Annotated in this window: 19 protein-coding genes and 8 pseudogenes; 10 read left to right on the forward strand and 17 right to left on the reverse strand. The window is 63.9% G+C overall.

Going from position 1 to position 26913, the window contains the following annotated elements; all coding sequences use genetic code 11:
• Positions 1 to 512: 512 nt before the first annotated feature.
• Positions 513 to 3077, reverse strand: a pseudogene (locus HHL26_RS22590) (Tn3 family transposase); the annotation flags it as partial.
• Positions 3078 to 3108: 31 nt separating this feature from the next.
• The gene (locus HHL26_RS22595; RefSeq protein WP_019054269.1) at positions 3109 to 3669 is read right to left on the reverse strand and encodes a recombinase family protein; all 561 of its coding nucleotides are present in this window, start codon (positions 3667 to 3669) and stop codon (positions 3109 to 3111) included.
• Positions 3670 to 3800: 131 nt separating this feature from the next.
• Here HHL26_RS22595 and HHL26_RS22600 point away from each other — a divergent pair, with 131 nt between their 5' ends.
• A complete protein-coding gene (locus HHL26_RS22600; protein WP_169576784.1) occupies positions 3801 to 6812 on the forward strand; it encodes a Tn3 family transposase in 3012 nt (1003 codons plus the stop codon).
• Positions 6813 to 6850: 38 nt separating this feature from the next.
• Here HHL26_RS22600 and HHL26_RS22605 read toward each other — a convergent pair whose 3' ends face one another.
• Positions 6851 to 7006, reverse strand: coding sequence for a DUF4158 domain-containing protein (locus HHL26_RS22605; RefSeq protein ID WP_169576785.1), 156 nt, complete (start codon positions 7004 to 7006; stop codon positions 6851 to 6853).
• 94 nt (positions 7007 to 7100) lie between these two features.
• On the opposite strand from HHL26_RS22605, the gene HHL26_RS22610 reads away from it, so the two are divergent.
• On the forward strand, positions 7101 to 7730 hold the full coding sequence (locus HHL26_RS22610; RefSeq protein WP_169576808.1) for a recombinase family protein: 630 nt from the start codon (positions 7101 to 7103) through the stop codon (positions 7728 to 7730).
• Between the two features lie 122 nt (positions 7731 to 7852).
• Here HHL26_RS22610 and HHL26_RS22615 read toward each other — a convergent pair whose 3' ends face one another.
• Complete coding sequence (locus HHL26_RS22615; protein ID WP_346765625.1) at positions 7853 to 8995, reverse strand: MFS transporter; 1143 nt, start codon at positions 8993 to 8995, stop codon at positions 7853 to 7855.
• 700 nt (positions 8996 to 9695) lie between these two features.
• Here HHL26_RS22615 and HHL26_RS22620 point away from each other — a divergent pair.
• A pseudogene (locus tag HHL26_RS22620) lies at positions 9696 to 9953 on the forward strand (transposase); the annotation flags it as partial.
• A 69-nt stretch (positions 9954 to 10022) separates the two neighbouring features.
• Here HHL26_RS22620 and HHL26_RS22625 read toward each other — a convergent pair.
• The 4 genes and pseudogenes from HHL26_RS22625 to HHL26_RS22640 form a co-directional block, all read right to left on the reverse strand.
• A pseudogene (locus HHL26_RS22625) lies at positions 10023 to 11046 on the reverse strand (IS110 family transposase).
• 152 nt (positions 11047 to 11198) lie between these two features.
• Positions 11199 to 11285 (reverse strand): annotated as a pseudogene (locus tag HHL26_RS24410) (histidine phosphatase family protein); the annotation flags it as partial.
• 2 nt (positions 11286 to 11287) lie between these two features.
• Positions 11288 to 11686: a type II toxin-antitoxin system VapC family toxin gene (locus HHL26_RS22635; RefSeq protein ID WP_169576787.1), complete on the reverse strand. Its 399-nt coding sequence runs from the start codon at positions 11684 to 11686 to the stop codon at positions 11288 to 11290.
• Positions 11683 to 11958 (reverse strand): AbrB/MazE/SpoVT family DNA-binding domain-containing protein, encoded by a 276-nt coding sequence (locus HHL26_RS22640; protein WP_169576788.1) that lies wholly within the window; start codon positions 11956 to 11958, stop codon positions 11683 to 11685. The genes HHL26_RS22635 and HHL26_RS22640 overlap by 4 nt, the downstream gene beginning before the upstream one ends.
• Before the next feature lie 182 nt (positions 11959 to 12140).
• Between HHL26_RS22640 and HHL26_RS24415 the strand changes: the two are divergent.
• The 5 genes and pseudogenes from HHL26_RS24415 to HHL26_RS22660 form a co-directional block, all read left to right on the forward strand.
• Positions 12141 to 12266 (forward strand): annotated as a pseudogene (locus HHL26_RS24415) (transcription elongation protein SprT); the annotation flags it as partial.
• A gap of 82 nt (positions 12267 to 12348) precedes the next feature.
• Positions 12349 to 13002: a hypothetical protein gene (locus HHL26_RS22645; RefSeq protein WP_169576789.1), complete on the forward strand. Its 654-nt coding sequence runs from the start codon at positions 12349 to 12351 to the stop codon at positions 13000 to 13002.
• The gene (locus HHL26_RS22650; protein WP_169576790.1) at positions 13002 to 13346 is read left to right on the forward strand and encodes a hypothetical protein; all 345 of its coding nucleotides are present in this window, start codon (positions 13002 to 13004) and stop codon (positions 13344 to 13346) included. The genes HHL26_RS22645 and HHL26_RS22650 overlap by 1 nt, the downstream gene beginning before the upstream one ends.
• Positions 13343 to 14302: a replication initiator protein A gene (locus HHL26_RS22655; protein ID WP_169576791.1), complete on the forward strand. Its 960-nt coding sequence runs from the start codon at positions 13343 to 13345 to the stop codon at positions 14300 to 14302. The genes HHL26_RS22650 and HHL26_RS22655 overlap by 4 nt, the downstream gene beginning before the upstream one ends.
• Positions 14303 to 15466: 1164 nt before the next feature.
• On the forward strand, positions 15467 to 16102 hold the full coding sequence (locus HHL26_RS22660; RefSeq protein ID WP_206377589.1) for a plasmid pRiA4b ORF-3 family protein: 636 nt from the start codon (positions 15467 to 15469) through the stop codon (positions 16100 to 16102).
• Here HHL26_RS22660 and HHL26_RS22665 read toward each other — a convergent pair.
• Both HHL26_RS22665 and HHL26_RS22670 read right to left on the reverse strand, forming a co-directional pair.
• Positions 16083 to 16889, reverse strand: coding sequence for a tyrosine-type recombinase/integrase (locus HHL26_RS22665; protein ID WP_169576792.1), 807 nt, complete (start codon positions 16887 to 16889; stop codon positions 16083 to 16085). The genes HHL26_RS22660 and HHL26_RS22665 overlap by 20 nt on opposite strands.
• Before the next feature lie 96 nt (positions 16890 to 16985).
• Complete coding sequence (locus HHL26_RS22670) at positions 16986 to 17243, reverse strand: hypothetical protein (RefSeq protein WP_169576793.1); 258 nt, start codon at positions 17241 to 17243, stop codon at positions 16986 to 16988.
• Here HHL26_RS22670 and HHL26_RS22675 point away from each other — a divergent pair.
• Positions 17242 to 17406, forward strand: a pseudogene (locus HHL26_RS22675) (ISKra4 family transposase); the annotation flags it as partial. The gene HHL26_RS22670 and the pseudogene HHL26_RS22675 overlap by 2 nt on opposite strands.
• A gap of 174 nt (positions 17407 to 17580) precedes the next feature.
• On the opposite strand, the gene HHL26_RS22680 reads toward HHL26_RS22675, so the two are convergent.
• The 7 genes and pseudogenes from HHL26_RS22680 to HHL26_RS22710 all read right to left on the reverse strand — a co-directional run bounded on the left by HHL26_RS22680 (position 17581) and on the right by HHL26_RS22710 (position 23810).
• A complete protein-coding gene (locus HHL26_RS22680) occupies positions 17581 to 17730 on the reverse strand; it encodes a type IV secretory system conjugative DNA transfer family protein (RefSeq protein WP_240962567.1) in 150 nt (49 codons plus the stop codon).
• Between the two features lie 94 nt (positions 17731 to 17824).
• Positions 17825 to 20830: a Tn3 family transposase gene (locus HHL26_RS22685; RefSeq protein ID WP_169576794.1), complete on the reverse strand. Its 3006-nt coding sequence runs from the start codon at positions 20828 to 20830 to the stop codon at positions 17825 to 17827.
• A 9-nt stretch (positions 20831 to 20839) separates the two neighbouring features.
• On the reverse strand, positions 20840 to 21457 hold the full coding sequence (locus tag HHL26_RS22690; RefSeq protein WP_169576795.1) for a recombinase family protein: 618 nt from the start codon (positions 21455 to 21457) through the stop codon (positions 20840 to 20842).
• A 207-nt stretch (positions 21458 to 21664) separates the two neighbouring features.
• Positions 21665 to 22965 (reverse strand): annotated as a pseudogene (locus HHL26_RS22695) (type IV secretory system conjugative DNA transfer family protein); the annotation flags it as partial.
• Positions 22966 to 22971: 6 nt separating this feature from the next.
• Positions 22972 to 23246, reverse strand: a pseudogene (locus HHL26_RS22700) (hypothetical protein).
• Positions 23243 to 23467 carry a conjugal transfer protein TraD gene (locus HHL26_RS22705; protein ID WP_169576796.1) on the reverse strand — a complete coding sequence of 75 codons (225 nt, stop codon included), beginning with the start codon at positions 23465 to 23467 and terminating at the stop codon, positions 23243 to 23245. The pseudogene HHL26_RS22700 and the gene HHL26_RS22705 overlap by 4 nt, the downstream one beginning before the upstream one ends.
• Positions 23468 to 23504: 37 nt before the next feature.
• Positions 23505 to 23810 carry a conjugal transfer protein TraD gene (locus tag HHL26_RS22710; RefSeq protein ID WP_169576810.1) on the reverse strand — a complete coding sequence of 102 codons (306 nt, stop codon included), beginning with the start codon at positions 23808 to 23810 and terminating at the stop codon, positions 23505 to 23507.
• Positions 23811 to 23983: 173 nt separating this feature from the next.
• On the opposite strand from HHL26_RS22710, the gene traA reads away from it, so the two are divergent.
• Positions 23984 to 26908: a Ti-type conjugative transfer relaxase TraA gene (traA, locus tag HHL26_RS22715; protein ID WP_169576797.1), complete on the forward strand. Its 2925-nt coding sequence runs from the start codon at positions 23984 to 23986 to the stop codon at positions 26906 to 26908.
• Positions 26909 to 26913 lie beyond the last annotated feature (5 nt).

Genomic DNA, 26913 nt, shown 5'->3' on the forward strand with positions numbered 1-26913 from the left:
GTACAGATAGCGAACATGTGCTTGCATCAAGTGGCCCCGCTCGTCCGTGCCAGGTTGAGCGGTCGCCGTTTAGCTGGCATCGCGGCCGCGCGATCCCATAGGAAGTCGCCTGAGAAGGCGATATGCCCCCAGCCAACGGGCGAGGTGTGCGCCAACAGTTCGTCCGACACGTCTTCGCCGATCGTGCGAAGATGCGCGACCGCATCCGCGATGTAGGTCGAGTTCCAATAGACAATCGCGGCAATGATGGGGGCGGTACATAGAACGGACCCAGATATACGCTAAGGTTTCGCCGGGCCTTCGACGGCGTGCATCTGGCGAAGCGGCCTGAGGGCCGGCGATGGCGCATCGGGGTCGGTCCAAAGATAATCGCCGGTGAGGTTGATGTGCTGCCATCCGAGCGGCGAAAGGTGTTGCAGCAGGTCCGGCGGGATCGACCGGCCTAGACTGGCAAGATGCATGCGGGCGGCTTGCATGTAGGGGTCGATTCCGGGTGAGGGCGAAATGACGCCCTAAGCTTCGGCACCCTTGGGCCAGAGGTATTCGCCGGTGAGGAGGATATGCGCCCACCCGAGCGGTGAAATATGGGCCAGCAGATGGTCAGGGGTATCAAGCCCTTCGCGTCGGCGGGCTTCGACGGCATGGCCGAGATGCAAGGTGTTCCAGTAGACGATGACGGCGGTGAGCAGGTTGAGGCCGGCGATGCGGTAATGCTGCCCTTCTGTCGTACGGTCGCGGATTTCGCCTTGGCGACCGATGCGTAAGGCGTTCTTCAGCGCGTGGTGCGCTTCGCCCTTGTTGAGGCCGACCTGCGCGCGGCGCTGCATGCCGGCATCGAGGATCCATTCGATGATAAATAGCGTCCGTTCGATCCGGCCAACCTCGCGCAGCGCGGCGGCCAGATCGTTCTGGCGCGGATAAGCGGCGAGCTTGCGCAGGATGCGGCTTGGCGCGACCTGGCCAGCACTCATGGTGGCAGCGCAGCGAAATAGATCGGGCCAATTGGAGACGATCAGCACTTCGCGCGCCTTCCCGCCCACCAGCGGACGTAACTCGCTGGGCGTGGCGGCGGGATCGAACACGTAGAGCCGTTTAGACGGAAGATCGCGGATGCGCAGCACCAGGCGGTAGCCGAGCGTGGCGCTGATCCCGAACAGATGGTCGGTGAACCCGCCAGTGTCGGCGTATTGCTCCTCGATCCGTCGCCCGGCCTCATTCATCGTCAGCCCGTCGAGCAAGTATGGGGCTTCGCTGACGGTCGCCGGGATGGTCCGCGATGCGAACGGCGCGAAGCGGTCGTTGACGTGGGTATAGGCCTTGATGCCGGGATCGTTGCCATAGCGAGCGTTGACCGTGTTCATCGCCTCGCCCTGTCGCGCGGCGGGGTAGAATTGACCATCGGCGGATGCGGTAGTGCCCATACCCCAGACCTGCGCCATCGGCAGATCGCCTTGTGCGGCGACCACACGGGCCAGCGCCTGATCGATCGCCTCGCGTTCGACGTGCCAGCGCGCGAGCCGAGAGAGTTGCCAGTAATCATGGGTGTTGGAAGCCTCGGCCATCTTGCGCAGGCCCAGGTTCAAACCTTCTGCGAGCAGGACATTGAGCAGGCCGATCCGGTCGCCGCACGGAACGCCGGTGCGCAGGTGCGTGAAGGCCTCGGTGAAGCCGAGCGCGGCATCGACGTCGAGCAGCAGGTCGGTGATGCGGACGGGCGGCAGGCGGCGATACAGATCGAGCACCAGATCATCAATTCCATCCGGCGCATCGGCGGTGAGGCGATCGATGCGCAGCGTTCCGTCTTCGATGCTGCCTTTCGGGATCGTGCCGTTACGCGCGGCGCGACCGAGCCGGGCCAGGCCATCGGCGAGACGGGCCTTGCGATCGGCTAACCAGACATACGGGTCGGACGGTACGGCCAGCTTCGCAGCATGCGCGACTTCCATCGACACGAGGACGTTACGGAGGTCACCATACCGATGCGAGCGGTCGAGCCAGATGTCGCCCGAGCGTAGCGCGTCACGCAGGTGGAACATGACCGCGACCTCTCGGAGACGGGCATCATCGTCGCCTTTCGCTCGCAACTGTCTCCGCCATTTGGAATGCGGCCGCAGGAAATCGTCAGTCGCCGGGGGCGTGCCTTTGGTGGCGATGGCGGTCACCGCGTTCAGCAAGGGCCGGGCGACCGGCGCGGCTTCGAGGTCGAGGCAGCGCAACATGCGCGGGGCATAGCGACGGAAGCGGTGATAGCCCTGATCGACATGGGCCAGCGGATCGTCACCCAACGTGTCCGTCAGCGTCCGGGCGGTAGCGACGAGGCGGGTCAAATGCCCCCATCCCGCCGCATCCGCGATCGCATCCTCCAGCGACGCACCGCCGCCATGCGCTTCGAGCAGCGATTGTCCGAGCGCGGCGAAGCCCGCCAGCGTCGCAGTGACCGCACCCCTGTTATCTGCGATCCGAGCGTCATGCAGCTGCTTCGCCTCCCGCCAGGTACGCCCGACGATCCGGTCATGTGTTTCGATCACCGCATCCGCAGTCGCGGTTGCCCACTCGATCATACAGACCGCGAGGATGGCGCGACGCCGGTCGGCACTCAGATCACGCAGACCATCGGCGAAGTAGCGTTCGCCCTGTCGCCGCAACCTGGCGACGCGATGCGGTGGGACTCCGGCAAGCAGACCGGCATCGAGGTCCATCGCACGCAGGAACTCCAATCGATCGAGTAGCCGGTTCGCCGCGGCGGAATTGTTGCCCGGCTCGATCCGGCGCAGCCAGATGAAGCGGCTGATCGCGCCCGGCAGCATTTCAGTGGTCAGCTCGTCGAGCCGAGCGCAGGTCGCGGGATTGAGCCGCTCGGCGATCCGCCTTTCAATTCGGCGTTCGGCCGCGACGAGCGCATCCGCGCACAACCGCTCGATAGTTGTGATCGCGGGCAGGATGGTCATAGTGTCACGGCAGCGAGCGATGAAACGCCGGGCGAGATCGTCGTTGGAGCGTGCCTGTTCGGCTTCGGCGAACAGCCATTCACGAAAAGCCTGCGCTCGCGGACCCTGTCCGGGGAACGTCCTGTACCCGGGTCGTGCGGCTGAGCGGAACAGGAAAGTGTTATAAGGAACTGTTTGGCTCGATACAGCGATAGATGGTTGCCGGGTGGACGTTGAAGGTTCTCGCGATGGCGCTGATGGACTTGCCGTCGAGCACGAGCTGGCGGGCGAGCGCGGCCTGATCGGGTCGCATTTTCTTTGGGCGTCCGAAGGCCACGCCGCGCGCCCTCGCAGCCTTTCGCCCCTCGTCGGTTCGCTTCAGGATGAGGGACCGTTCGAACTGGGCGATGCCGGCGAACACGGTCATGATCATCACGCCGGAGGGCGACGTGGTGTCGGCCCAGGGTTCATCAAGCGATTGTAATCCAGCCTGCTTTTCCTTGATGCGTTCCGCAATGTGCAGGAGATCGATCGTGGATCGTGCCAGGCGGTCGAGGCGTGCGACCACCAGCACGTCGTCCTTGCGCAGGTGCGCCATCAGCCTTTCGAGCTCGGGGCGACCGCGCGCCGTCCCCGATATCTTCTCCTCGAACATCATTTCGCAACCGGCCTGCGAGAGCCGTCCGCGCTGGATGTCGAGGTTCTGGTCCTCGGTGGAAACGCGTGCGTAGCCCAGTTTCATGCGGCCGCTCCGAGTAGCGTGCGAAAGTTACTGCAAAAGGACTTTGTTTCGCACATATGTTTTGCGAAGAAATTGCCCTTGTTTCCTGGTGCCGCCCTCCGCCTTCGCAAAAGTTGAAAGTTTCGCACAGTATGCCGACCCGTCACCTCACTGACGCCCAGCGTCAGAGGTTTGCTCGCTTCGACGGCGAACCGTCGGCCGACCAGCTTGCGCGATATTTCCATCTGGACCAGACCGATCGCGACCTCATTGGAGCGCTGCGCGGCGACCATAATCGGCTTGGCTTTGCCGTAATGTTGACGAGCGTCCGATTTCTGGGCGCATTTCCCATTTCGGCCGCGGAGATCCCGGCGTCGGTGTTGGCGATCGTGATCGAGCAGCTGGACCTTGAGCCCACCACCGGCGTGCATGCGTATTTTCAGGGGAGCCGACGCATACGGCACCTCGCGCTTATCCGGACGCATTGCGGCTTCACGGACTTTGGCGACAACGCGGTGGCGCGTTTCCGGCTGACGCGGTGGCTCTACGCCCTGTGCTGGAGCGGTGATGATCGACCCGCCCCGTTGATCGATCGCGCGGCCGCCTGGCTGATCGCCAACAAGGTGCTGCTGCCGGGCGTCACGGTGCTCGAGCGCCTGGTCGGCAGAATCCGCGATCATGCGCGCACCCGGCTTTGGCGGAATCTGGTCGCCTGTCTGAGCGATGACCAGCGCGCACGCATCGCCGCGCTGTTTGACGAAGGGGACACGTCGACGTTCGCCGCCCTGGACGCGCTGCGCACCATTCCCTCCAAGCGCATGCCGACCGAACTCTACCGCCACCTCGATCGGCTCGATGCGGTCCGCGCGTTCAATCTGCGGCCATCGCCGCCACGGGGCGTTCCCGCCACAAGCCTTGAGCGGCTCGCGCGGGTGGCGCGCGTTGGCAAGCCATCGGCCATCGCCGTTCTTCAGGAGCCGCGTCGAACCGCGACCATAGCCGCGCTCTTTCATACGCTCGAAGCGGCCGCTCAGGACGATGCAGCCGAGCTGGCCGAGGCTCTGCTCGCGGACATGGTCAAGGGAGCCGAAGCCGCCGACAAGCAGGCCCGGCTGCGCAGCCTGCGCGATCTCGATGGCGCTGCGATGCTGCTTCATAGGGTGGGTCTGCTGGTATTGACCGACGACGCCTTGCCCCTTTCCGAATGGCGGGACACGCTCTTCGAGCAATTGCCTAGGCCCGATATCGAGGCGGCCATGGCTAAGGTGGAGGCAATCGCCAGGCCTGTTGACACAAAGCCCTACGACCAACTGCGCACGAAATGGCGGAGCGCCCGACGACTGTTTCGCGAAGTCGTCACCCGCATCGAGACCGATGCCGCCCCGGGCGGCAAAGCCGTCAAGGCCGCGATAAGCTACCTCAAGGGCGTGGACGACTGGTCGTCGCTCGCCAGGATGCGCGGTGCGCCGACCGCCGCGATCCCGAAGGCGTGGCGGCAGGTCCTGGATCATGACGGCAGGGTGCATAACCCGAAAGCCTATGTCTTCGCGATCATCGATGCGTGGCGTCTCGCGATCAAGCGTCGCGACGTGTTCGCCACGCCGGGCATCCGATACGGCGATCCCCGGCGCGGGATGCTCGAGGGCGAGAGCTGGCACACGTCCAGGTTGATGGTCGCACGCGCGCTGGGCCGATCCCTCGACGCCAATAGCGAGATCGACGGTCTCTCGCGCCTGCTCGACGAGGCATATCGCCATGTCGCCGCGCGCAGCGTCGACAATCCGGACCTGCGGTTCGAGACGGTCGCCGGCAAGACCGGGATCGTCGTCACGCCCCTCGATAAGCTCGATGAACCCGAGAGCCTGCGTGCGCTTCGCGCGACCATCCAGACCCGCATGCCGAAAGCGGGCATGCCGGACATCTTTCTTGAAGTCATGGCGCGAACCGGATTTGCCAAATCCTTTAGCCATCTGAGCGAGCGTCAGGCCACCGTCGAGCATTTCGAAACAAGCCTGTGCGCGGTCCTGGTCGGCGGTGCCTGCAACATCGGCCTTGAGCCGGTGGTCCGCCCGGAATTTGCGGCGCTGCGGCGCGACCGGCTTTCCTGGGTCAGTCAGAATTTCATTCGCCCCGAAACCATCGCCGCGGCGAACGCCGCGATCGTTGCCGCGCACAGTCGTCTGGATATCGTCCGTCACTGGGGCGCCGGCGAGGTGGCCAGCGCCGACGGCATGCGTTTCGTCGCTCCATCGAGCGCCATACACGCCGGTCCCAACCCCAAATATTACGGCCAGGAGCGCGGCGTCACCTGGTACAACATGATCTCCGATCAGTTCAGCGGTCTGGCCGGCGCGGTCATCCCCGGCACCTTGCGCGACAGCCTGGTCGTCCTGGCGCTCCTGTTGGAGCAGGAGACCGAACTCGAACCGCTGGAAATTATGACCGACACCGCCGCCTATTCCGACGCCATTTTCGGCCTGTTCTGGCTCCTGGGTTACCGTTTCAGTCCGCGTCTGGCGGACATCGGCGGCGCGAAGCTCTGGCGGATCGACCGCCAGGCGACTTACGGACAATTCGATGCGCTCGCCTGGGGCAGGATCAACATCGCTCTGATCCGGGAAAACTGGCCGGACCTGATCCGCCTGGCCGGATCGCTCAAGCTTGGTCACCTCAAGGCCGCAGGCGTCATGCGCATGCTGCAGGTCAAAGACCGCCCGACGACGCTGGCCAAGGCCCTGTCCGAACTCGGGCGCATCATCAAGACGCTGCACATCCTGCGCTACATCGACGACCGACCATTCCGGCGTCGGATATTGTTTCAGCTCAACCGGCAGGAGTTGCGCCACAAGCTCGGGCGGCGCGTCCATCACGGCGACCGCGGCGAAATCAGAAGCCCTCTGCGCCAAGGCCAAGGTGAGCAGCTTGGCGTCCTTGGTCTCGCCCTCAACGCCATCGTCCACTGGAACGCCGTCTACATGCAGGAAGCCGTGCGCCAACTCGGGGATGCAGGGACACCCGCGTTGCCCGCCGATATCGCCCGACTTTCGCCGATATCCTGGCGTCACATCAATTTCCTCGGGCGCTACGACTTCTCCGTGCCCGACGCCGTCGCCAACGGCGGTCTCAGGCCGCTACGCCAACCTAATTCCGAATGGGACTTTTGAAAAGAAATATCGACCCTTACGACACTTTCCTGTTCCGCTCAGCCGCACGACCCGTTTTCCGGCCGGCGCCGCCGGTCGATGTGAACCAGGTCGTCATCCGCCAGAATGTAATGCCGCAGCAGCGACGCCTCGTCGGTCGGCAGGTCAAGCAGCGCCGACCGCTGCCGGGCGCTCAGGATGTGGCGTCTCGGCATGTGGCAGTGTCCCTGTTGAACAGAAGTCTGTTTTGGACAACACTCACCCCACGCAAATCAAGGGTTTTTGAAGCCTGATTTCAGGAAGGTTCAATTGGGACAACGCGCCGCCATCTACGCCAGGGTCTCGACCGCCGACCAGTCGTGCGAGCGGCAGCTGCGTGACCTCGCCGGTTTCGCCGAGCGTGGCGGCTATGAGGTCATCGACGTTTTTCGCGAAACCGCCTCAGGGATGAAGGCCAACCGCTCGGCGCGCGCCGAAGTGATGAAACTGGCGCAGGCCCGCCACATCGATGCGATCCTTGTCACCGAACTCAGCCGGTGGGGACGCTCGACCCAGGACCTGCTCGATACGCTAAACCGGCTGTCGGGTTGGCGGGTATCGGTAGTCGCGATGAGCGGGATGACGTTCGAGGTCGATACACCGCACGGGCGAATGATGGCTACGATGCTCGCCGGCATCGCGCAATTCGAGCGCGACATGCTGAGCGAGCGCGTTCGGTCCGGTCTCGCCGCGGCGCGGGCGCGGGGTCGCAAACTCGGGCGACAGGCCGGCGACCGCCCCAAGTCCGACCGGCTCGCCCCCAAGGTGCTGGCGCTCGTTGCCGAAGGTCGCAGCTATCGTTGGATCGGGCGCGACCTCGGCCTCAGCAAGAACACCGTCGCCGCGATCGTGGGGCGGGCGCGGTTGGACACGGCCCCTGACATTGAAATAGCAGAGTAATCAGTTTTCACCTCCCGCCCCCGCCGAGAGGGCGCCAGTCGCCCCATATCGGCCTGTCGCTGAAGCTGCCGTACATTCATCGACCAGCAGATTGGGTGCCGCTTGTCGGACGCGACGCCAGTCTAACGGGCAAACCTGCTGAACAACCCCCATCCCGCCAAGCCGGCGGCTGTACCCAGCGTACCGGCAATCAGATAAGCACCGACCGCGTTGCTCGGGGTGAACAGCCCACCCGTGACATAGCCAATGATGACGGCGCTGCTCGTGACTGCGCCATAAATAGCTGCAACCTTCCCATGGTGGTCAGTCGGCGTTTCGTTTTGCAGCATCGTGCGTACCGCCACATTGTGCACGCTGTTGGCAACTCCGCCGAATACGAAAACCATCCCGATCAACATGATGGTGGCCGCGCCGACCAAAGCGGCGCTGCCGATCACCAGCATGGTCACGCCAATCATAGTGGCCGCAACGAAAGCCAAAGGAGCAGGTCGGCGCATCGGCCGCGCACCTGCCGCGAGAGCGCCCAGGATCATGCCGGCGGCCCAGCAAGCGGTTACCAGGCCAAATGAGAGGGGGCCTTGCTTCAGCGTCACTGTGATCAGGAACACGAATGCTACATCTGCGATGGCAGAGGCAAAGACCTCCAAAGCCAGCGATCCTGTCATCACCGTGATCCGCCGGTTGCGGAGGATCGGCCAGTACTCGGCGAGCAATGTACGAGGTTCCTGCTCATCCGGCGCTATCGGCCGGCGCAAGCCGCTGGCCAGGATCACGGTGGCGAGCAAGACGTAGCTGGCAGCATCAATGAGCAAAGCACTGCGCGCGCCGATCCACGCAATCAGGATACCGCCCGCTACCGGACCTGCAAGCATCCCAACACCGCGCACAAGCTCAAGCACGGAATTCGCGCGGCTGAGCGGCATGCCAAGTGCTGTCGCCAGTACGGGTATAAGCGCGAAGGTCGCCGTTCCGCTGATGGCGAAGCAGATGCTGAGCACGCTTGCGCCAACGAGCGTCGGCAACATCGCCGTGTTGCCGGCAATCCAGGCGAGAAGCGCCGCTTGTGCTAGGCCGGTGACGACAAGTATTCTGCCAGCATCACGCCTATCGACAAAGCGACCGATGAACGGAGCAGCGATTAAACCAGGTAGCAGCTGCGCAATCAGCAGCATGGGCACGGCAAAACGCGTCTCGTTCTCGGCAGCCCGAAACATCAGAGTGATGAGGGAGATCTCGTCACCAATGGTGGAGACAGTTAAGGTCACCAGCACAAGCCAGCCCCAGCCCGATCTGATCCGTACAGCTACCGTCCCGGGTCCCTCCATAACAGGCATTTGTCTGAGGCAGGGTGCTGAAGCAACTTATTTGCCCGACGGGCGCTCGACCGGAAGATATTCAGGGCAGTGCTTCCGCAAAGCCCGCTGCGTACAGAAAAACCGGGCGAGCTCGAGATGGCAGCGAGTAGAGGATCGCTGTCGGAAAGCCACCAATCCGTTCTCCAGCCAAACCCGGCCATTTCGCTTAGGGTGTCATTTCGCCCTCAGCCGGAACCGACCCCAATCCGTCAACTTCTCGATAATTTATGGCATTGTGGTTGCCCATTTCGTTGATGCAAAAGTTTTGATTTTTGCATCAAAAGCGACCGGGATGGCAAAGATCGACCTGAACGAAAGACCGTTTTTGGATCCCCCCATTTGTGACTCGAGCGTCCGCTAATGGGGTTGCGATCGGAACACCGGCCTTCGACTCCCGCAAGCACAAAAACGGCCATCTTCCGCATCAATGTGCGACAAACAGGTGTTTGCCGACACCTGAGCGGGGCTGTCGGCGCTTAGCGTATATCTGGGTCCGTTCTATGTACTGACCCCAACTAGGACTCAGCGACCTCCGGCGATAAAGACCCTCATACGGTTCTCGAAATGTTCTCGCTTAGCGTTGTCTGGCGTACGTTCCACGCCATGCCCTCATGCAGGCGATAAATTACGCTCCGCCCTCGTCGGCATGGGGAAGTGGACAATCGACATCATCAAGCGCTCGGACAGCGCCAAAGGCTTCGAAGTGCTCCCCCGACGATGGGTAGTTGAACGCACTTTCGCATGGCTCGGCCGCTGCCGACGGCTCGCCAAGGACTGGGAAAAGTCCATCGCATCTTCAACCGCTTGGGCACTGATCGCTTCAATCCGCATGCTCACGCGCAGAACTGCAAGATATTGCTTCGCTTGAGAAACTTCTGAATCAGGCACTCAGCGCACCCGACAGGGGTGCAAACCGTCAAATCGCTAACGGGTCAACTCAACCGGCATTGTCCGCAAGGCGTTCAAAGCGCTGCCCACTTTTGAGCATGCTGTGCATGACGACGGCAAGCTTCCTTGCCACCGCGACTGTCGCGCGCTTGAACCCGAGCTTCTCGCGCAGCGCCAGCCCCCAGGTTCGCAGAGCGCTGTCTGCGGTGACGCGCGTCAAGATTGTGGCTGCCGCCTCGTAGAGCAGAGATCGCAGCTGGGTGTCGCCACGGCGAGAAATATGGCCTCCATAGTCCACCTCGCCCGACTGATAGCGCCTGGTCGTCAGCCCAAGCCACGCGCCGACCGAACGTGAGGATCGGAAATTGGCCGGATCCTCGATGGCAGCCACGTAGGACGAAGCGGTCACTGCGCCGACGCCCGGGATCGACATCAGCAGGGCAGATGCTTCGTTCATTCGCGCCGAAGTTATCAGTTGCCGGTCCAACTCGGCCGCTCGGGATCGCAGACTTCGCCACCCCTCCAGAAGGGGGAGCATGATCCGCGCCAAGGCAGCATCGCCGGCTAAAAGGCGACGGACGTGGTCCTCGAAGACGCGGCCGGCACCCTTGGGCACAATGAGGCCGAACGTCTTCATCAGTCCGCGGATCTGGTTCGACAACTGGCCGATGGTCTTGCGCAACTGACCGCGCGCAGCGACCAGCGTCCTGGTCAGCATGCTGTCGAAGCCTTTGACCCGGACCGTCCGGTAGAACCCAACCTCGGCCAGATGCGCCAGACCGTCGGCGTCGTTCGCATCGGTCTTGTTGGCGGCCATGTCGAGCGCAGCCTTGGCATGGCGCGCGTCGATGCAGATCGCCGGCAATCCCTCCGCGTTCAATGCATGATAGAACCATCGACAGCGGCCCCGTCTCAAACACCACCCGCTCGACGATCGGCGCATGTTTGCGGATCAATATCGCCAGCGCCTGTGGATCGGATGCACATTTTCCGCGCCAGACACGCTTGCCGTCTCGCCGAACCGAAACGGCTGTCTCTTTCAACGAAACGTCCAGACCAATATACTCGCCCATGGTTGTTCTCCATTTGATGCTGGGCCCGGCCAACAGTCGTGAGCCCGTTCTTCATCCTATCGGGGAACAACCACTCGCTGTGCAGCAATCGCATCCGCGTTCGGCGCTCCCGCGATTACCCCATGTTTTCTGTTCCGTTGCTACTCAACCCCATCGGTCAGCTCGATCGTCGCAAGATCATGGCACGGCACGCCGGCGTTGCCGGTGCTTTCCCCGTGGAGGATGCATATCGCCCTCATGGCTATTTCAGTAGCAGGGCGTCGGCCCCCTGCCCTTTCAGCAGCTTCACCGCTTTCCTGTCGAACGACACGAAAGTTTCGCCGCCGTGATATCGGCCGTCAAACGCGATCACCCCATCCGCGAAGTCGCCGCCAGCATCGAGGACAGCAAGACCTGCTTCGACAATAGGACGGTTCACCACGACATTGCGCGTGTTCATAAAACGGCGGATCGCGGCGGCCACGTCGGGCCGCGCCGCCTCGTAGCTTCGTTCCATCACCCATGCGAGTTCACAGAGGGAATGGACGCTGATCGCCACGGAATCCGCTTCCTTGAGCGTTTCGATCGCAAGCTTTTGCTGCGCCTCATCGCCGGGAACAACCAAGCGCAGCAGCACATTCGTATCAGCGGTAATCTTCATTTCTTGTCCATGCCGGCCATGCCGGAGGCAGCGCCCGCTTCGGCGATCGCGTCATTGATCTCTTCAATCGACAGCCGCGCGCCATTCGTCTTTCCGGCGAAAAAGTTTCGCAGATCGTCCCAGGAGCCATCGGGTTCATCGGCCTTCAGCTCCGCCTTCCCATCGGGCAGCAGGTCGAGTCTGATCTTGTCACCGGGCCGGATGCCGAGATGCTTCAGAACATCCTTCCGGAAAGTCACCTGGCCCCGCGCAGTTACGCTTAATGTCGTCATGGCTAATACCTCCGTATCGCACGATAGTAATGCATAATAGCATTATTTTCAAGGTCGAAATCCTGATAGCCAAAATGACTAAGCTACTAAGCGACTAAGCGACTAAGTTGTTAAACGCCTGCCGCTGGCGCGGCACCGTGGCTCTAGTCGCTCGCTCCCCAAGCCCGCAAGCGGTCTTGTAGGGGTATACTGTGAGGACCGCGCGCAGATGACTGGAGCTGGCCGGAGCGCCGCTTTGCCCGATCGAGGATCATGGGGTCATGGCGCATGAACTGCTGGGCGACGACGAGAGTGAGAAGGAAAACTAAGCCACTAACCTGCTAAGCGGCATGACTTGCCTACTAAGCGACTAAGCGATATAAGCCGCATAGTCGCTTAGTAGGAGCCGTCATGCAAACTTGGGCCATCATCGCGCAGAAGGGCGGGCAGTCGAAAACGACCATCGCCACCGCCTTCGCCGTCGAGGCCGCCTGCGAAGGGGCGGCCGTTGTGATCCTCGATGCCGACGACCGGCAAGGGTCCGCGCTCTATTGGTCGGAGCGGCGCGATACCGACGATGTGATGGTGAAGGACAGCAGCGTCGCGGGCTTGCCGCTGCACGTCTCGCGTGGGCGCGAGAGCGGCAAACTGGACCTTATCATCATCGACACGCCAGCGAACTCCAAGGACATCGCCATGTTGGCCGCCGAGCAGGCCGATTTCGTGGTGATCCCGGTCGCGCCCAGGGGGCTGGACGTTCATTCGGTTCTCCAGACCGTCAAGCAGGTGCAGCAGGCGGGAACGCCGTTCGCGGTGATCCTAACCCAAGTGCCGCACCAAGGCGGGGAGGGGGCCGAGGCCCGCGCGGGCTTCGCCGCGAAGGGCATCGCCGTGTTCGATTCCGTGCTGCACTTCCGCAAGGACTTCTACAAGGCGACGCCGATCGGCAAGACGGCGGTCGAACTGGAGCCGGACAGCAAGGCGGCGACCGAGTTACGCGCCGCCTATGCGGAGGCTAAGCGACTAAGCGGTTATGCGAATAAGCCACTAAGCGAGGTAGCCTGATGGCCAAGAAATCCTCCGCCCTCGCCGGAATCTTCGATGATCCCGAACCCGAGGCATCGCCCACGCCCGTTCCAGCGCCCGAGCCGGTGCCTCAACCGGAACCCGCAGCCCGATCGCGGCCTAAGCGGGCAGGGGAGGGCGCGCGCGGCGCATCCAGCGCGGCGCCGGCACGGCGCAGCAGTCACCCGGGCAAGAAACCCGTGCTGATCCATATCCCCGAGGATATGCACCGCACCTTGCGGCAATTGAGCGTCGAGGAAGGGGGCGAGCCGCTGACCGTCGTCACCGAGCGGCTGTTGCGGCAATATCTCGTGTCGCGAGGCCATACCCGGTTCGCCCCGTGAACAAGCGCCGCGATCCCAATCCCACGTTTGACCTGTTCATTCCGCTGGTGAACGACCTTCCGCTGAAAGATCAGCGGGAGGTGATGGAGCGGCCGTTTTTCTCGCTCCAGAAGCGCAAGCGCCTCAAGCCGATCGAATATCGCAGCCCTGACGGCGAGGCGTGGGTGAAGGTCGAGGCGATGCCCGCCTATGGCATGGCGACGATATGGGACGCCGATATTCTGATTTGGGCCGCGTCGGTTCTCAACCGGATGAAAGAGCAGGGGGTCAACGACCTGCCCAGGACGCTGACCACGACCACCTACGATCTGTTGCGCGCCATCGGGCGCGGGACGGGCGGGCGCGACTATACCGAGTTGCAGGCGGCGCTGTCGCGTCTGGAGACGACTTCCATCCGCACGTCGCTGCGCGCGCCGAAGCGTCGCACCGAAGCGCAATTCGGGTGGCTGGACGGGTGGAGCCTGGAGGTCGATCCGGCGACCGAACAGCCGCGCGGAATGACCATCACCCTGTCGAACTGGGTCTATGAAGGGATTGTCAGCGAGCGTTCGCTGCTCACCATGCACGCCGATTATTTTCTGCTGACAGGCGGGCTTGAACGGGCGCTGTATCGCATCGCGCGCAAGCATGCCGGCACTCAGCGGGGCGGGTGGATGTGCCGCGTCGAGCTGCTGCGCGAGAAGGCCGGGAGTGACGCCCAGCCCAAGGAGTTCAACCGCATGTTGCGGAAGGTCATCGAAGCCGATCAACTCCCCGAATACACCATGACCATGACCAAGACGGCCGAGGGCGCGCCTGCGGTGCGGTTCGACATGCGCGGTGCAGCCGAGGCGGCCGAGCTGCACGCCAGGTTGGAAGCGGAACGCGAGCGCCACGAGCGCCTCACCGCTGATCGCCGGCGCGCCGAGGAAGTGGACGACCTGATGGACCGCCTGGCGCGCGGCGAGCGACGCTAACTATCGTGGTTTCACACACCGCCGCCCCGGAAACAGGGGCAAGCCGCCCCCGATTTCGGGGCGGCGAGTTGCGAAGGACCAACAAAACAACGAATCAGGCTGCTCCCAAGGGCTATTATCGGGGTTTCACCCACCGTTTCCGACTCGAACGCGACTCCCGAGGCGCCTGTCAGACCATCGGGGCATTACCCACCAAAGCGTCGGGGGATCACACACACCACTATCGGGGGATTACACACCGAATCACGGGGTTTCGCCCACCGGAGAGAATCATAAAGCATTGAAACAACTAGACGAAAACAGAGATTTTTTGGGCTTAACTTACTTAACGATTCATATTTAACAGAAGCCTTTAACGGCTCCAGCTCACCTGCCGCTTGTGGATAACTCTAATTCGAAAGGTGTGTGCCTGCGGCGTAAAAAACAGCACCGCCTCTTGGGGCTTCGCCCCGCCGGCTCGCGGCCTCCGGCCGCCCCGGATCACTAAAGCGATCCTCTTACCCGGCACACTATGGTTTGATTAGACTCGTTTAAACACTGCGCTTCTACCGACAACATTGTGCTAGCGGCACCCTTAAAAATTGGCCTTCCAGAAAAGCCAAGCGGGTAGGGGCGGTGATCAACCAAAGAGCGCAGGACGGGCGGAAACGGCGCCACAGGCGCGATTTCAGGGCCGTCGAGCGTCGTTTCGGACATTTGGCAGCTCAGAGAGGGGGCAAGCTCCTACGGTGCTGTACGGGCTGCCTGGGCAACCGCCGCTCGAATGATGATCCTGGCCATTGATCCGCCGCGCCGATCGCTAACGGTATGGCCATACCCCAAAACTCACCGGTCCCCTTCCGGGCGCGTGATGCCGGTCCTTGCGCGTCGATCCAAGGGCAGATGGCTTATTCCGAAGGGACCAGCGCCAGCGTTTATCGGCCATCGCGGTTGCGATCCAGGGCGCGACCACAGCAGGCGGGCCGCTGCAATACCAGGGGTCACTACACGAAAGTGCATTTCATGTACGCTAAGGAAGAACGGATCGGCAACATCATGTTGGGGGACCATGAGGAAGTGTGGGGATCGGTAGCGAAGTAGGCTTCGGGGCGCTATGCAGGGCTGGTGGCTCGGCCTTCGACATGGACCCAAGCTGCGACATTAGACGCGCCCGGTATCGTACAGGTGAAGGTCTGGCTGTTGGGGATCAGCCCGATGGTGTGGCGACGAGTTCAGATCTTGGACAGCTGCACCTTGCGCGAGTTGCACGGCGTGATCCAAGTGGCGATGGGATGGGAAGGCATTCATCTCTACCAGTTCCGTCTGCGCTCCCGGTGTTATGGCTCGTGGGAACTGTCCGCTTCCTCGGCAGACGTGACGCTGGCATCGCTGAAACTGCGCAAGGGCACCCGATTCACGTACGACTATGATCTGAACCTCCCGTGGCGGCACGAGGTCAGGATCGAGGAAAACCGCCTGGATAGGCTGCCAGGCAAGATATACCCGACCTGCGCGGCAGGCGATGGTGCCTGCCCGCCGGAGGATTGCGGCGGGCCCCAGGGCTATCTGGCCGGCCTGGATGATGCATCGTCATGGGAGGCCTTCGAAGACCTGCAGACCATAGCCGAGATCCTGAACGAAGCGGTTTTGGAAAACCGGCCGCAAGTGCTGAACGATCAGGACACGCGCTGGCGACTGGAGGTCGCTGTCGAGCGTAGCAAAGCCCGCGAAGATGCGCGCGGCAGGGCGTTCGTGCGCCGCACGGTAAACGCTCGGCTCCGAAAAGGCGATCATCTGGCGCTTATGCACCAGCAGTGCTGACCTGCTCAGCGCGGCGCCGGGCGAGGAGATCGGCGGCGAGCAGCGCGGCATCGTCGCCGCGCTGCTGCTGGATGCTAGTTACCAAAGTGTGTGCCGCGGGATCGGTGAGCTGATCGAACCGGCGCTGCAGCGTGGCCGCGGTTGTCTCGGCATAATGTCGCGTGGTCGTGATGCTTTCATGACCGAGAAAGCGTTGCAAGTCGGTAATGTCCATGCCGAGCGCCAGCAGGCGGGTGGCGACAGTGTGGCGCAGCAGATGCGGATAGACGCGCTTGCTGATCCCTGCGGACGTCGCCACGGCACGAACGACCTGACCGACGCGCTGGCGTGTCAGGGTGTAAGGCAAAGGTCCCGATCCCTGCTGCCTGCTGACGAACAGTGGCCCCGCCCGGCGGGTGCCGATATGCAGGCGGAGCAATTGCGCCAGGTCACGCCGGATCGGCACTTCGCGGCGTTTGCCGCCCTTGCCATGCCGGATCGTGACGACACGCTCTGCTAGGCTGACCTCCTCGACCCTGAGTTGAACCAGCTCCGACGCGCGGGCACCGGTCTCAAGCAGGGTTTGCAACATCAGCCCGGTCTTGCCGTCGCGGGAATAGGCTTGGTCAAGGAAACGCAATTCCTCCTCGACCGTCAACCGGTCGACACCCCCACGGCGCTCGGGCGAAGCGTGCAGTCCCGCCCGCGCCCTGGCAGCTTTAAACACGGCTTTGCTCTGTGCGTAATCGACGCCCTCGCGGACGAGTATGGCGGAAATAGAAGCAGCGGCGCGAGCGATAGCAGTCATGTCTCAGCTTGCACAAGATTATTCGGAGTGCAAACCAATGATGCTTCGAGGCTCCAAATGTGTCAGGATCGGCGGGGTGGCCACCTATTGGGCCACCTAGGTTTTCCACTCCGGTCCTTGTGGAAAGCTCGCTCGTTGTTTCCAGCATCGGAGGTTTTCATGCGTGTCAGCGTCCTGCTCCAGATCACCACCGATGACGGCGCCATGATGACGCCCGAGGAAGTCGCCGTGTTCGATAAGACGACCGAGCGCGCCGAGGACATCGGTCTCCTCCTGGAAGACGGCAAGGCGTTGCTTGCCGCCGTCCAGCGCCGAATAGTCGAGACTCAGGTCGATGCATGGGCCTGCCGGCAAGCGCCAACAAATGCAGTGGACCAGGCGCGGCGCTCACCTGCTCCTGCAAACGCGTACCCGTGCCCTCGACGGCACGCTACGGCCCCTGTTCGAGAGATGGTATCCGGGCCTGGCCAACGACAATTACGGCGACACCGCCTCCAAGCAGGCTGCCGCAGCGTGAATGCTCACACTTCCTCATGGTCCCTCATGTTGGGCGACCGTGCGGGAAGGGGGCGAAATCCTACGCTAAGCCTCGATGAATTATTCGGACAGGGATTCACGGCAGGACGGGCGTAGGCGTCGAAAGTACGCCAGACAACGCCAAGAGAGAACATCCGCGACCGTTTAAACGCTGTCAGGCGGGATCGAACCTGCCTGCGAACTCGCGATCGGCATAGTAGCCCAGCTTGGCGGCGACGATCGGCCGTTGCCTCGCAAGGAACAGGATCTGCAAATCCTCGCGCAGCGTGCGGACCTCATCGGGCATGAGCAGAGGGGCCGACATGCTGCGCGCCGGCGTTGGACAGGAAGGTGTCGGCGCGGGGCTCGTATAGGGGTTTGAGTAGCAACGGAACAGAAAACCTACATAAGGCGCATCTTTAGGCGTCGTCGATACCCACAGCACCGGGATCACGTAGCGGCCGAAGTTCGCCGCGCGCCACCATGTCGGGGATGGTGAAGGCGTAGCGCCCGAGCATGTTGATGTGCTTGGTTCCGAGCGGCGAAAGGCGGGCGACGTCCTCGTCTAGGATCACATGACCTTCGGCGCGGAGCTGGTTGAGCGCGGCGTCGATGTAGATCGTGTTCCAGAGCACGACCAGATTGACGACGAGCCCGAGCGCGCCGAGCTGATCTTCCTGCCCTTCGCGGTAGCGCTGGCGAAGTTCACCGCGCTTGCCGTGGAACACGGTGCGGGCAAGCTGGTGACGGCTCTCGCCGCGGTTAAGCTGGACGAGGATGCGGCGTCGGTAGGGTTCGTCGTCGATGAACCGCAGCATGTAGAGCGACTTGATGAGGCGGCCGAGTTCCTGGAGGGCGCGCGCCAGCCTTGTCGGGCGATCGTTGGTCTGGAGGACACGGGTGAGTCCGGTCGCGCGCACGACGCCGAGTTTCAGCGATCCGGCCAGGCGAAGGAGGTCATCCCAGTGCTCGACGATCAGCCTGGTGTTGATCCTGTTCGCCGCGAGGTCATGCAGCACGCCGTAATCGGCCTTGCCATCGACACGCCAAAACCGCGCGCCGCCTATATCGGCGATGCGCGGCGAGAACTGGAGCCCAAGCAGGTGGAAGACGCCGAAGATCGTGTCGGTATAGCCGGCCGTATCGGTCATGATCTCGCTTGGCTGCAATTCAGTTTCCTGGTCGAGCACGACCGCCAGCAGATGGAGACTGTCGCGCAGCGTACCGGGGACCGTCACGGCATTCAGCCCGGAAAAGCGGTCGGAAACCAGATTGTACCAGGTGACGCCACGTTCGCGCCCGAAATAGCGCGGGTTTGGGCCGGCGTGGATCGTGCGGACCGGCACGGTAAACCGCAGCCCATCGGCGGAGGCGACCTCGCCGCCACCCCAGGCGCGGGTCAGTGGGATTCCGTTGTGCGCGGCGACCAGCAGCGCGTTGGCGGTGGTCAGCGTCTCGGCACGCATGAAGTTCTGTTTCACCCAGCTCAGCCGGGACCGACGCAGCGCGGGCACCTCGGGACGTACAAGCGGCTCGAACCCGGTATTGGTCGCCTCCGCGACAAGCACCGCGCAGATCGTCGTCGCTATATCCTCGGCGCGCGCATTGCCTTCGCTGGCATGAGTGAACGCCGCCCCGAACCCGGTTCGCGCGTGCATCTCCAGGATCAGCTCGGGGAGATCCAACTGCGGCAGCCGTGCATCGATCGCCTTATGGAGATCGGTGAGGCTGAGCGGCTCGTCGATCTTGTCGAGCGGCCCGATCGACAGGTCGGCACCGCCCGCGGTCTTTGTGATGGCCACTGCATTATTGGCCGGCACGCGCGCGGCTGTTTCGCGGTAGGCGAGATCAATCCGCGCCGACAGTTTGGCGATTTCCTCGTCGCCAGCGACCGCCACGCCGACCGTGCGGCATACCGTCGGTCGGGCCGCTTCCCAGGCGGCCCCCGTCAGCAGGCCCTTGCGCGGGTCGGCATAGCGAAGCGAGCGAACGGGAAAGACATCTCGGCGACGGATGGCGCGGCGTAGCCGGTCGAGCGTACAAAGCCGGTAACCGGTCAGATCGAATGCACCGTCATCGGTCTTCAGCTGACGACCCCAGGCCTTGGGGACGAACGCGGTCGGTGTCGGTCCACGGCGCTTCTCACCCTGGTGAACCCTCCGCAGGTGATCGACCGCGTCGAGCAGCGGCTGCCCTGCGGGCGCGGCTGCAAGATCCAGCCCAGCAAGCATTTTCGGCAGATAGCGCATCGTACCAGTCTGTCGGCGCAACTCGACGAAGTAGCTCTCGTCGGTCGGCCGGGCGAGCAGATTCACCTGCGCGACGGCGTCGGTTAGCGCTGCCCGGTCGACCAGCGCGAACACGGCCGCGCGCACTTCCGTGTCGCCGATACTGTCATCGAGCAGCACGGCACCGACATCGCGAAGCCGGAGCGATGCGGCGTCGAGATCGCGCAGTGAGCGCATCCTGGCTTCCTTGGCGTTGATCCGTGCGTTGGAGAACATCCTGGTCGATACGGCGTCGAACAGGTCGATGACATCGTCGCTGGCCGACGCTTCGAGGGTGCGGATGAACGCGACCAGGGTGGCCGCGCGGCGATCATCGGGAAGTCGGGCTACGGCCTGCGCCCTTGCGGCAGCGGCAAATCGCGCAAGGGCAGCCGCCTTGCCTGGTGGCACGCGGTCCAGTTCGGGCAAGCCTGCGGTGAACGTGCGGATCTCGGTCAGGCGGTCGACGGCGCGGCTGATCTCAGGGCCGCTTTGCAGATATGGCCCATCACGCAGCCGATCGAGCGGACTTTGCCGTCCGTCCTCGGTAACAGCGACGAGCGTATCAAGCCGGGTACGTTGCTCTGGCGTCAGCTTGTCGACCAGACGGCTATGAACGTGCGCGGCGACCCGCGTGCGGACCCGTGCAATATCGCGCTCGAGGACGGACAGGCCCGGCAACAGCACCTTGGCTTCGAGCAGCCATATCGCTGCTGCATCGAACAGCGCCGATGGCCGATCGGTGCCCGTCCAGCACAGCGCGTACATGAAACGGTGCAATCGGAACGCGACGCCGGGATCGGAGAAGACGCGGTAGCCATAATGATCGCGGATGCGCGGGCCGTGCCGCCATCGTCCCTTGGTCGCGCAATATCGCGCCATTAGTTCGGCCGGTCCGTCGATCGCCAGTTGGTCGCTGGCGAACCGCGTGACCGACGCCGGTATCTGCGCCGGATCTTCGAGAAAGGTGCCGAGCAGCCTCAACGAGCCAAGCTGCACCGCAACGCCGAGCCGGTTATGGGCGCCGCGGTGCGCGCCGATGAACGCCCGGTCCGCATCGTCGAGGTGGAAGTGACGCGCCAGCTGTTCCGATGTCGGATCGCCAACGAAGCGGCCATATCGCAGCGCCTGATCGTCTGAGAGGAAGCTGACTGGCACCGCTTCGCGTTATGCCGCTGCCGTAGACTTGGTCCCGCGCTTGGCTAGCAGTTCGCTGGCCCGCTCTCGCGGCTGTCCTTTCGCATCGACATAGGCATAAAGCGTCGACACTGACACGCCGAGCTGGATCGCGACATCGCGCGCGGCATTGTCGCGGTCTGCCATCAACGCCATCGCGGCCTTCAATTTCTGTTTGGTCATCACCCGTGGCCGACCGCCTGCGCGACCACGCGCCCTGGCCGCGGCTAGCCCCGCCATCGTGCGCTCGTGGATCAAGTCGCGCTCGAACTCGGCAAGAGTCGCGAATATACCGAACACCAATCGGCCCGTGACGGTCGTCGTGTCGATATCGCCGGTCAGCACCTTCAGGCCGACCCCGCGCTTCTGCAGATCGCCGACCAGCCCGACGACGTGAGGCAGCGACCGTCCGATCCGGTCGAGCTTCCAGACGACGAGCGTGTCGCCGTCACGCATGATATCGAGTGCCTTGTCGAGCCCAGCCCGTTCGGTCGAACGACCCGAGCACACGTCGTCGAAGATCCGGTCGCATCCAGCACGATCCAGCGCATCACGCTGCAGATCGAGATTTTGCTCGCCTGTCGACACCCGCATGTACCCGATCAGCATCGACGTCCGCCCCTCTTTCATCAATCTATCGAAGGACGGGTTTACCGGCTATAGGTTTCTGGACGGGTAGATATGAGATTGAGGGTCGTCCAGCGGCCCACTCACAATCGTGGGGGCGCTTCGCATCAAACCCGGGTTTGTTGGGAAGGCAGCCAGCCCAGGCCGCCTTGTGTAGGTTTTCTGTTCCGCTGCTACTCAACCCCCGTATAGCGCGCGGAGCTGGTGGACGTCTTGCAGGATCGGCCAGAGATGGATGCCGTAACCGGCCATCAGGCCCATGGCGCGCTCGACAGGTTCGAGACGGCCCAATGCTGCGAACTCGTCGAGCAGGAACAGCACAGCCCGCTCCGACGTGGCCAGCGCGCGGGCCAGTTCGGTCAATCCTTGCGCGAGCATCAGGCGCAGCCAGCGGGCATAGGTAGCGAGCCGGTCGGGCGGCAGCACCAGGTAGACGGTGGTGGCGCGCGCCTTCACATCGCCGAACGTAAAATCCGAGCGTCCCAGCACCGCCGTCATGTGCGGGCTGTCGAGAAAATGGGTATGGCGCTGCGCGGCCGACAGTACGCCGGCGGCTTCGCGATCGGACTTGCCAAGGTAGCGTTTGGCGGCGCGGGCGGCTAGGCCACCCTGCGCCTGCATATCGGCGAGCTGGGCGGCGAAGGCTTGCGGCGCGAGGGTGAGACGGTCGCGCAGGGTGGTGACGATCGAGAGGATGATGCCCGAGATCAGCGCCCTGGCTTCCTCGTTCCAGTGCGCTTCCCCCGCTTCGCCGGGTGCGTCGTAGACCAGCGCGTCGGCCAGCGTCATGCAGTCGTCGGCGAGATCGAGGCCGGCAGGGTCGATGCGATCGAGCGGGTTGAATGCGGCCGAGCCGATGCCCGTCACCCTAAAGGGATCGAGGACATGGACCGGGCCGAACCTGGCGCGGTGGCGGGCGGTGATGCGGGCGTTCTCGCCCTTGGGGTCGATGCAGACGACCGGGCCGGGATAGTCGAGCAGGTTGGGGATGATCGTGCCCACGCCCTTGCCGGTGCGCGTCGACGCGATCGAGAGCAGATGGGCGGGGCCGGTGTAGCGCAGCGGCTTGCCTGACTTGCGATCACGGCCGATCAGCAGGCTGTCGCCGCCCTGGACGAATGGCCGCGTCTCGCGATCGGTGGCGAATCGGGCCGAGCCGTGGGTGTCGTCGCCGGCGGGGCCTCCGTAGCGCAGGATCAGGGGCTGGAAGAGGGCGCGCAAGCCGATGAGGAGGATGACGAGGGCCGTCAGCATCATGACGATCTGGTAGATATGGGAATCGCGCGCCAGGCCGAGCAGCGCGTGCAGCGCGAACTGCATCCCGCCAGCGAGCACGATGCCGACGATCAGGACAGGATCGCGACGCGGAACAGGTGGCGGACGAGCACGATCGAGCTGAGGGTCAGCGCCGTGATCGCCCAGATCGGATTCTGGCGCGATAGGCGGGCGAGGTTGCGGATCGCGCGGCCGAGCTGGCGGAGCCATTCCATTGCCGATCACCTTTCCGCCGCAATCGCCAGCGCGGGATCGGCGTAGGGATGGCCGAGCAGCTTGAAGACGATCGCGGTGGCGAGGGCAGGGGGCACGGCTTCCTCGCGCAGCATGTCGAACAGGGCTCCTCATCGGGCGTGAGCGCCATGCCTTCGATCGCGAGGTTGGCGCGCGAGTCTGCATCGTCTTCGCGCCACATCGCGATTTCGGCCGCCGTGCCGCGCGTGAAATCAAGCGTGCGGACCCAGGCGCGGATTTCTTCGACATCGAGCCTGGTCATGGTGTTTCACTCCCTTCGGTTTCCGCGTCGAAAGCGCGTTTGCCGCGCCGCTTCCACAGCGCCAGGACATTGCCGGCATCGTCGCCCTGGGCGCGGGCGACCAGTTCGAGCATTGCGCCATAAAGGGTGGCGCGATCATCGTCGGCGAGATCGACGAGGCCGGCTTTCTGGACGAGGCCGCCCAGCTCGATCAGGTGGCGGGTGCGTTCCCGGCGTTGCACGACCCATCCCCTCGTATCGGTGCGACGCTGCCCGGCCTCAGCCCTGCGAACCGCCTGTTGAAGTTTCGCCGCTTGCCGATCCGCCGAAACGAGGGCGGAGCGTAGTCTTGCGCCGCCCGCCCTGAAAGAAGGCGGCGCCTTTCGCGCGCCACGCCTCCTTTTCTTCCGCGGTTGCCTGTTCCACGGCGGCGAGCAACGCACCGGCCAGCACATCGGGATCGAGCGCATCGGCCCCTGTGGACGCGACGAGTTCGCCGAGCTGCTGTATCTTCCTGGCCTTCAACGTCCTGGCCTTGTCGCCGAGCGCTTTCAGCTCCGCGTCATAGTCCCGCACCTTGCGCATCATCTTCTCCCTCGCGCCTACAGCAGAAGCCGCCGCGTAGCACAGCATGCGTGTGACAAAACTGGACGGATCAGAAAATGCGGTGAAGTCAATCATGCGAACGGCAGAGAGTTTGAGTGCGCGCTTATACGTCGTTGCCGACATGCGCTGAGTAGGGCAGTGTGCGGAGCGTCATGGCGATCTACCATTTCTCCGCCAAGGTCATCAGCCGCGCCAACGGATCGAGCGCGGTTGCATCAGCCGCCTACCGTTCAGCGTCCGAGCTGCACGATGACCGGCTTGGACGCGATCACGATTTCAGCAACAAGGCGGGCGTCGTCCATTCGGAAGTGATGTTGCCGGGGCGCGCACCGGGGCGTTTAAACGATCGTTCGACCTTGTGGAACGAGGTGGAGGCAGGGGAAAAGCGCAAGGACGCGCAGCTTGCCCGTGAGATCGAGTTCGCGATTCCGCGCGAAATGAACCAGGCGCAGGGCGTGCAGCTCGCCCGCGATTTCGTCGAGAAGCAGTTCGTCGAACGCGGCATGGTCGCGGACCTCAATGTGCATTGGGACAGGGGCAAGGACGGCGAACCCAAGCCGCACGCGCATGTCATGCTGTCGATGCGCGAGGTTGGCGCGCAAGGGTTCGGGCAGAAGGTGCGCGACTGGAACAGCAACGCGGTGTTGCAGGAATGGCGGGTCGCGTGGGCGGATCATGTCAACGCGCGTCTGGCCGAACTGGATATCGATGCACATATCGATCATCGCACGTTGGAGGCGCAGGGCATCGACCTTGAGCCGCAGCACAAGATCGGGCCGGCAGGATCGCGCCGGTTCGGTCGGGGCGAGGATGCCGAGCGGGTTGAGGACCATGCCCGGATTGCGCGCGAGAATGGCGAGAAGATCATCGCCAGGCCGCAGATCGCGCTCGACGCGATCACGCGCCAACAGGCCACGTTCACGCGGCGCGACCTGGCGCAGTTCGCGTTCCGGCACAGCGACGGCAAGGACCAGTTCGACCAGGTGATGGGGGCGGTACGCGCCAGCTCCGAGCTGGTCGCATTGGGGAAGGACGGGCGCGGCGAGGATCGGTTCACTTCGCGCGACATGATCGAGACCGAGCAAAGGCTTGAACGTGCCGCCGATCGGCTTGCTGACAGGGCGGGGCATGGTCTCCCGGCGGCGACCCCTGGCAAGGGGCGCGCCGCCGGGAGTGGGGGCCTCGTGCTCGGGGCAGAGCAGCAGGCCGCACTGGACCATATAGCTGGTGACAGAGGGCTTTCAATCGTCATCGGCTATGCCGGCACCGGCAAGTCGGCCATGCTGGGCGTCGCCCGCGACGAATGGGAGCGCGCCGGTCACATCGTGCGCGGTGCGGCGTTGTCGGGAATCGCGGCGGAGAATCTGGAAGGCGGCTCTGCTATCCCCTCGCGGACGATCGCCAGCCTTGAGTATCAGTGGGAACAGGGCCGCGAGCTGCCGGGGCCGCGTGACGTGCTGGTGATCGACGAAGCGGGCATGATCGGCACGCGGCAGATGGAGCGGGTGTTGTCGCGCGCCGAACAGGCGGGGGCGAAGGTTGTGCTGGTCGGCGATCCCGAGCAGTTGCAGGCGATCGAGGCTGGTGCGGCGTTCCGCGCGCTCGCCGAGCGCCACGGTGCGGCCGAGATCACCACGATACGCCGGCAGCATGCGGACTGGCAGCGCGCCGCGACCCGGGCGCTGGCGACGGGCCGTACCGGCGAGGCGGTCCATGCCTATGAAGCCCATGGCATGGTGCAGGTGGCTGAGACGCGCGAGATCGCGCGCGCTGACCTTGTGGACCGCTGGGACGCGCAGCGCAGCGCCGACCCCGATCAGACCCGGATCATCCTCACCCACACCAATGCCGAGGTCCGCGACCTGAACCTGGCCGCGCGCGATCGGATGCGGGCCAGCGGCGAGCTGGGCGAGGACGTGCGCGTGTCGGCCGAGCGGGGATTGCGCGCGTTCGCGAGCGGCGACCGCATCATGTTCCTCAAGAACGAGCGCGGGCTAGGGGTGAAAAACGGTACGCTGGGGAAGGTCGAGCGCGTATCGCCCGATCATATGGCGGTACGGCTCGATGACGGGCGATCGGTCGCGTTCGACCTGAAAGACTATGCCCATGTCGATCATGGCTATGCCGCTACCATTCACAAATCGCAGGGTGTAACGGTCGATCGGGCGCATGTGCTGGCGACACCGGGGATGGACCGCCACGCTGCCTATGTCGGGTTGTCGCGGCATCGTGATGGGGTGCAGCTCCATTACGGCCGCGACGACTTCGTCGACCAAACGAAGCTCGTCCGCACGCTGGGGCGCGATCGGGCGAAGGATATGGCGTCGGATTATCCAATGGTTCGGGACCGCGACGCCGAGGCCCGCGCCTTTGCCGATCGGCGCGGCCTGGCGGGCGAGATCCGCTTGGGCGAAACGCTCCGCGCGCCGCGGCGTGGCATGTTCGACGGATTGAAGCTGCCTACCGAGCCGGCGAAGGGCACGGAACGCCCGCCCGCGCGTGCCGATCGGGTTGAGGATCGTGCGTTCGCGCGGGCGCTTGAGCGCACGTCGCGTTCGGCCGAGGCGGTGGTGCAGGCGCGGGCATCGGGCAGGCCGGTGCTGGAGCATCAGAAGGTCGCGCTCGAGCGCGCGACCCAGGCGCTCGACAGGATCAGGCCGGGAGCCGCGCGCGACCTGTCGGCGGCGATGCAGCGCGATCCCGCCTTGCTGCGCGAAGCGGCGGCGGGGCGCAGTGGCCCGCTGCTCGACGCGATGGCGCAGGAAGCGCGCATGCGTGCCGATCCTGCCTTGCGCGCGGATCGGTTCGTGGAGCGCTGGCGACAGCTCTCCCAGGATCGCGAACGGCTTTATCGCGCCGACGACATGGCGGGCCGCGAGAAGGCGGGCAAGGAAATGGCCGGCATGGCGAAAAGCCTTGAACGCGACCCCCAGGTGGAATCGATCCTGCGCGGACGCACCCGTGAACTGGGGCTTGAGATCGGCATGAACCGCGCGCGCGTCATGGGCGGCGGCGAGCTTGGTCGCCAGTTGGCGCACGAGCTTGGGATCGACCGTGATCGCGGCCTCGGCCGGTAGGAGAG

It is taken from the genome of Sphingobium sp. TB-6 (assembly GCF_012927365.1).
Lineage (GTDB): Bacteria > Pseudomonadota > Alphaproteobacteria > Sphingomonadales > Sphingomonadaceae > Sphingobium.

What these genes read in the sequence shown, in the direction of transcription:
- HHL26_RS22595 (WP_019054269.1), bottom strand. Translation starts at nt 3,669, where the DNA reads ATGAAACTGGGCTACGCACGCGTTTCCACCGAGGACCAGAACCTCGAC.
- HHL26_RS22600 (WP_169576784.1), top strand. Translation starts at nt 3,801, where the DNA reads ATGCCGACCCGTCACCTCACTGACGCCCAGCGTCAGAGGTTTGCTCGC.
- HHL26_RS22605 (WP_169576785.1), bottom strand. Translation starts at nt 7,006, where the DNA reads ATGCCGAGACGCCACATCCTGAGCGCCCGGCAGCGGTCGGCGCTGCTT.
- HHL26_RS22635 (WP_169576787.1), bottom strand. Translation starts at nt 11,686, where the DNA reads ATGAAGATTACCGCTGATACGAATGTGCTGCTGCGCTTGGTTGTTCCC.
- HHL26_RS22640 (WP_169576788.1), bottom strand. Translation starts at nt 11,958, where the DNA reads ATGACGACATTAAGCGTAACTGCGCGGGGCCAGGTGACTTTCCGGAAG.
- HHL26_RS22645 (WP_169576789.1), top strand. Translation starts at nt 12,349, where the DNA reads ATGCAAACTTGGGCCATCATCGCGCAGAAGGGCGGGCAGTCGAAAACG.
- HHL26_RS22650 (WP_169576790.1), top strand. Translation starts at nt 13,002, where the DNA reads ATGGCCAAGAAATCCTCCGCCCTCGCCGGAATCTTCGATGATCCCGAA.
- HHL26_RS22665 (WP_169576792.1), bottom strand. Translation starts at nt 16,889, where the DNA reads ATGACTGCTATCGCTCGCGCCGCTGCTTCTATTTCCGCCATACTCGTC.
- HHL26_RS22680 (WP_240962567.1), bottom strand. Translation starts at nt 17,730, where the DNA reads ATGTCGGCCCCTCTGCTCATGCCCGATGAGGTCCGCACGCTGCGCGAG.
- HHL26_RS22690 (WP_169576795.1), bottom strand. Translation starts at nt 21,457, where the DNA reads ATGCTGATCGGGTACATGCGGGTGTCGACAGGCGAGCAAAATCTCGAT.
- HHL26_RS22710 (WP_169576810.1), bottom strand. Translation starts at nt 23,810, where the DNA reads ATGCGCAAGGTGCGGGACTATGACGCGGAGCTGAAAGCGCTCGGCGAC.
- traA (WP_169576797.1), top strand. Translation starts at nt 23,984, where the DNA reads ATGGCGATCTACCATTTCTCCGCCAAGGTCATCAGCCGCGCCAACGGA.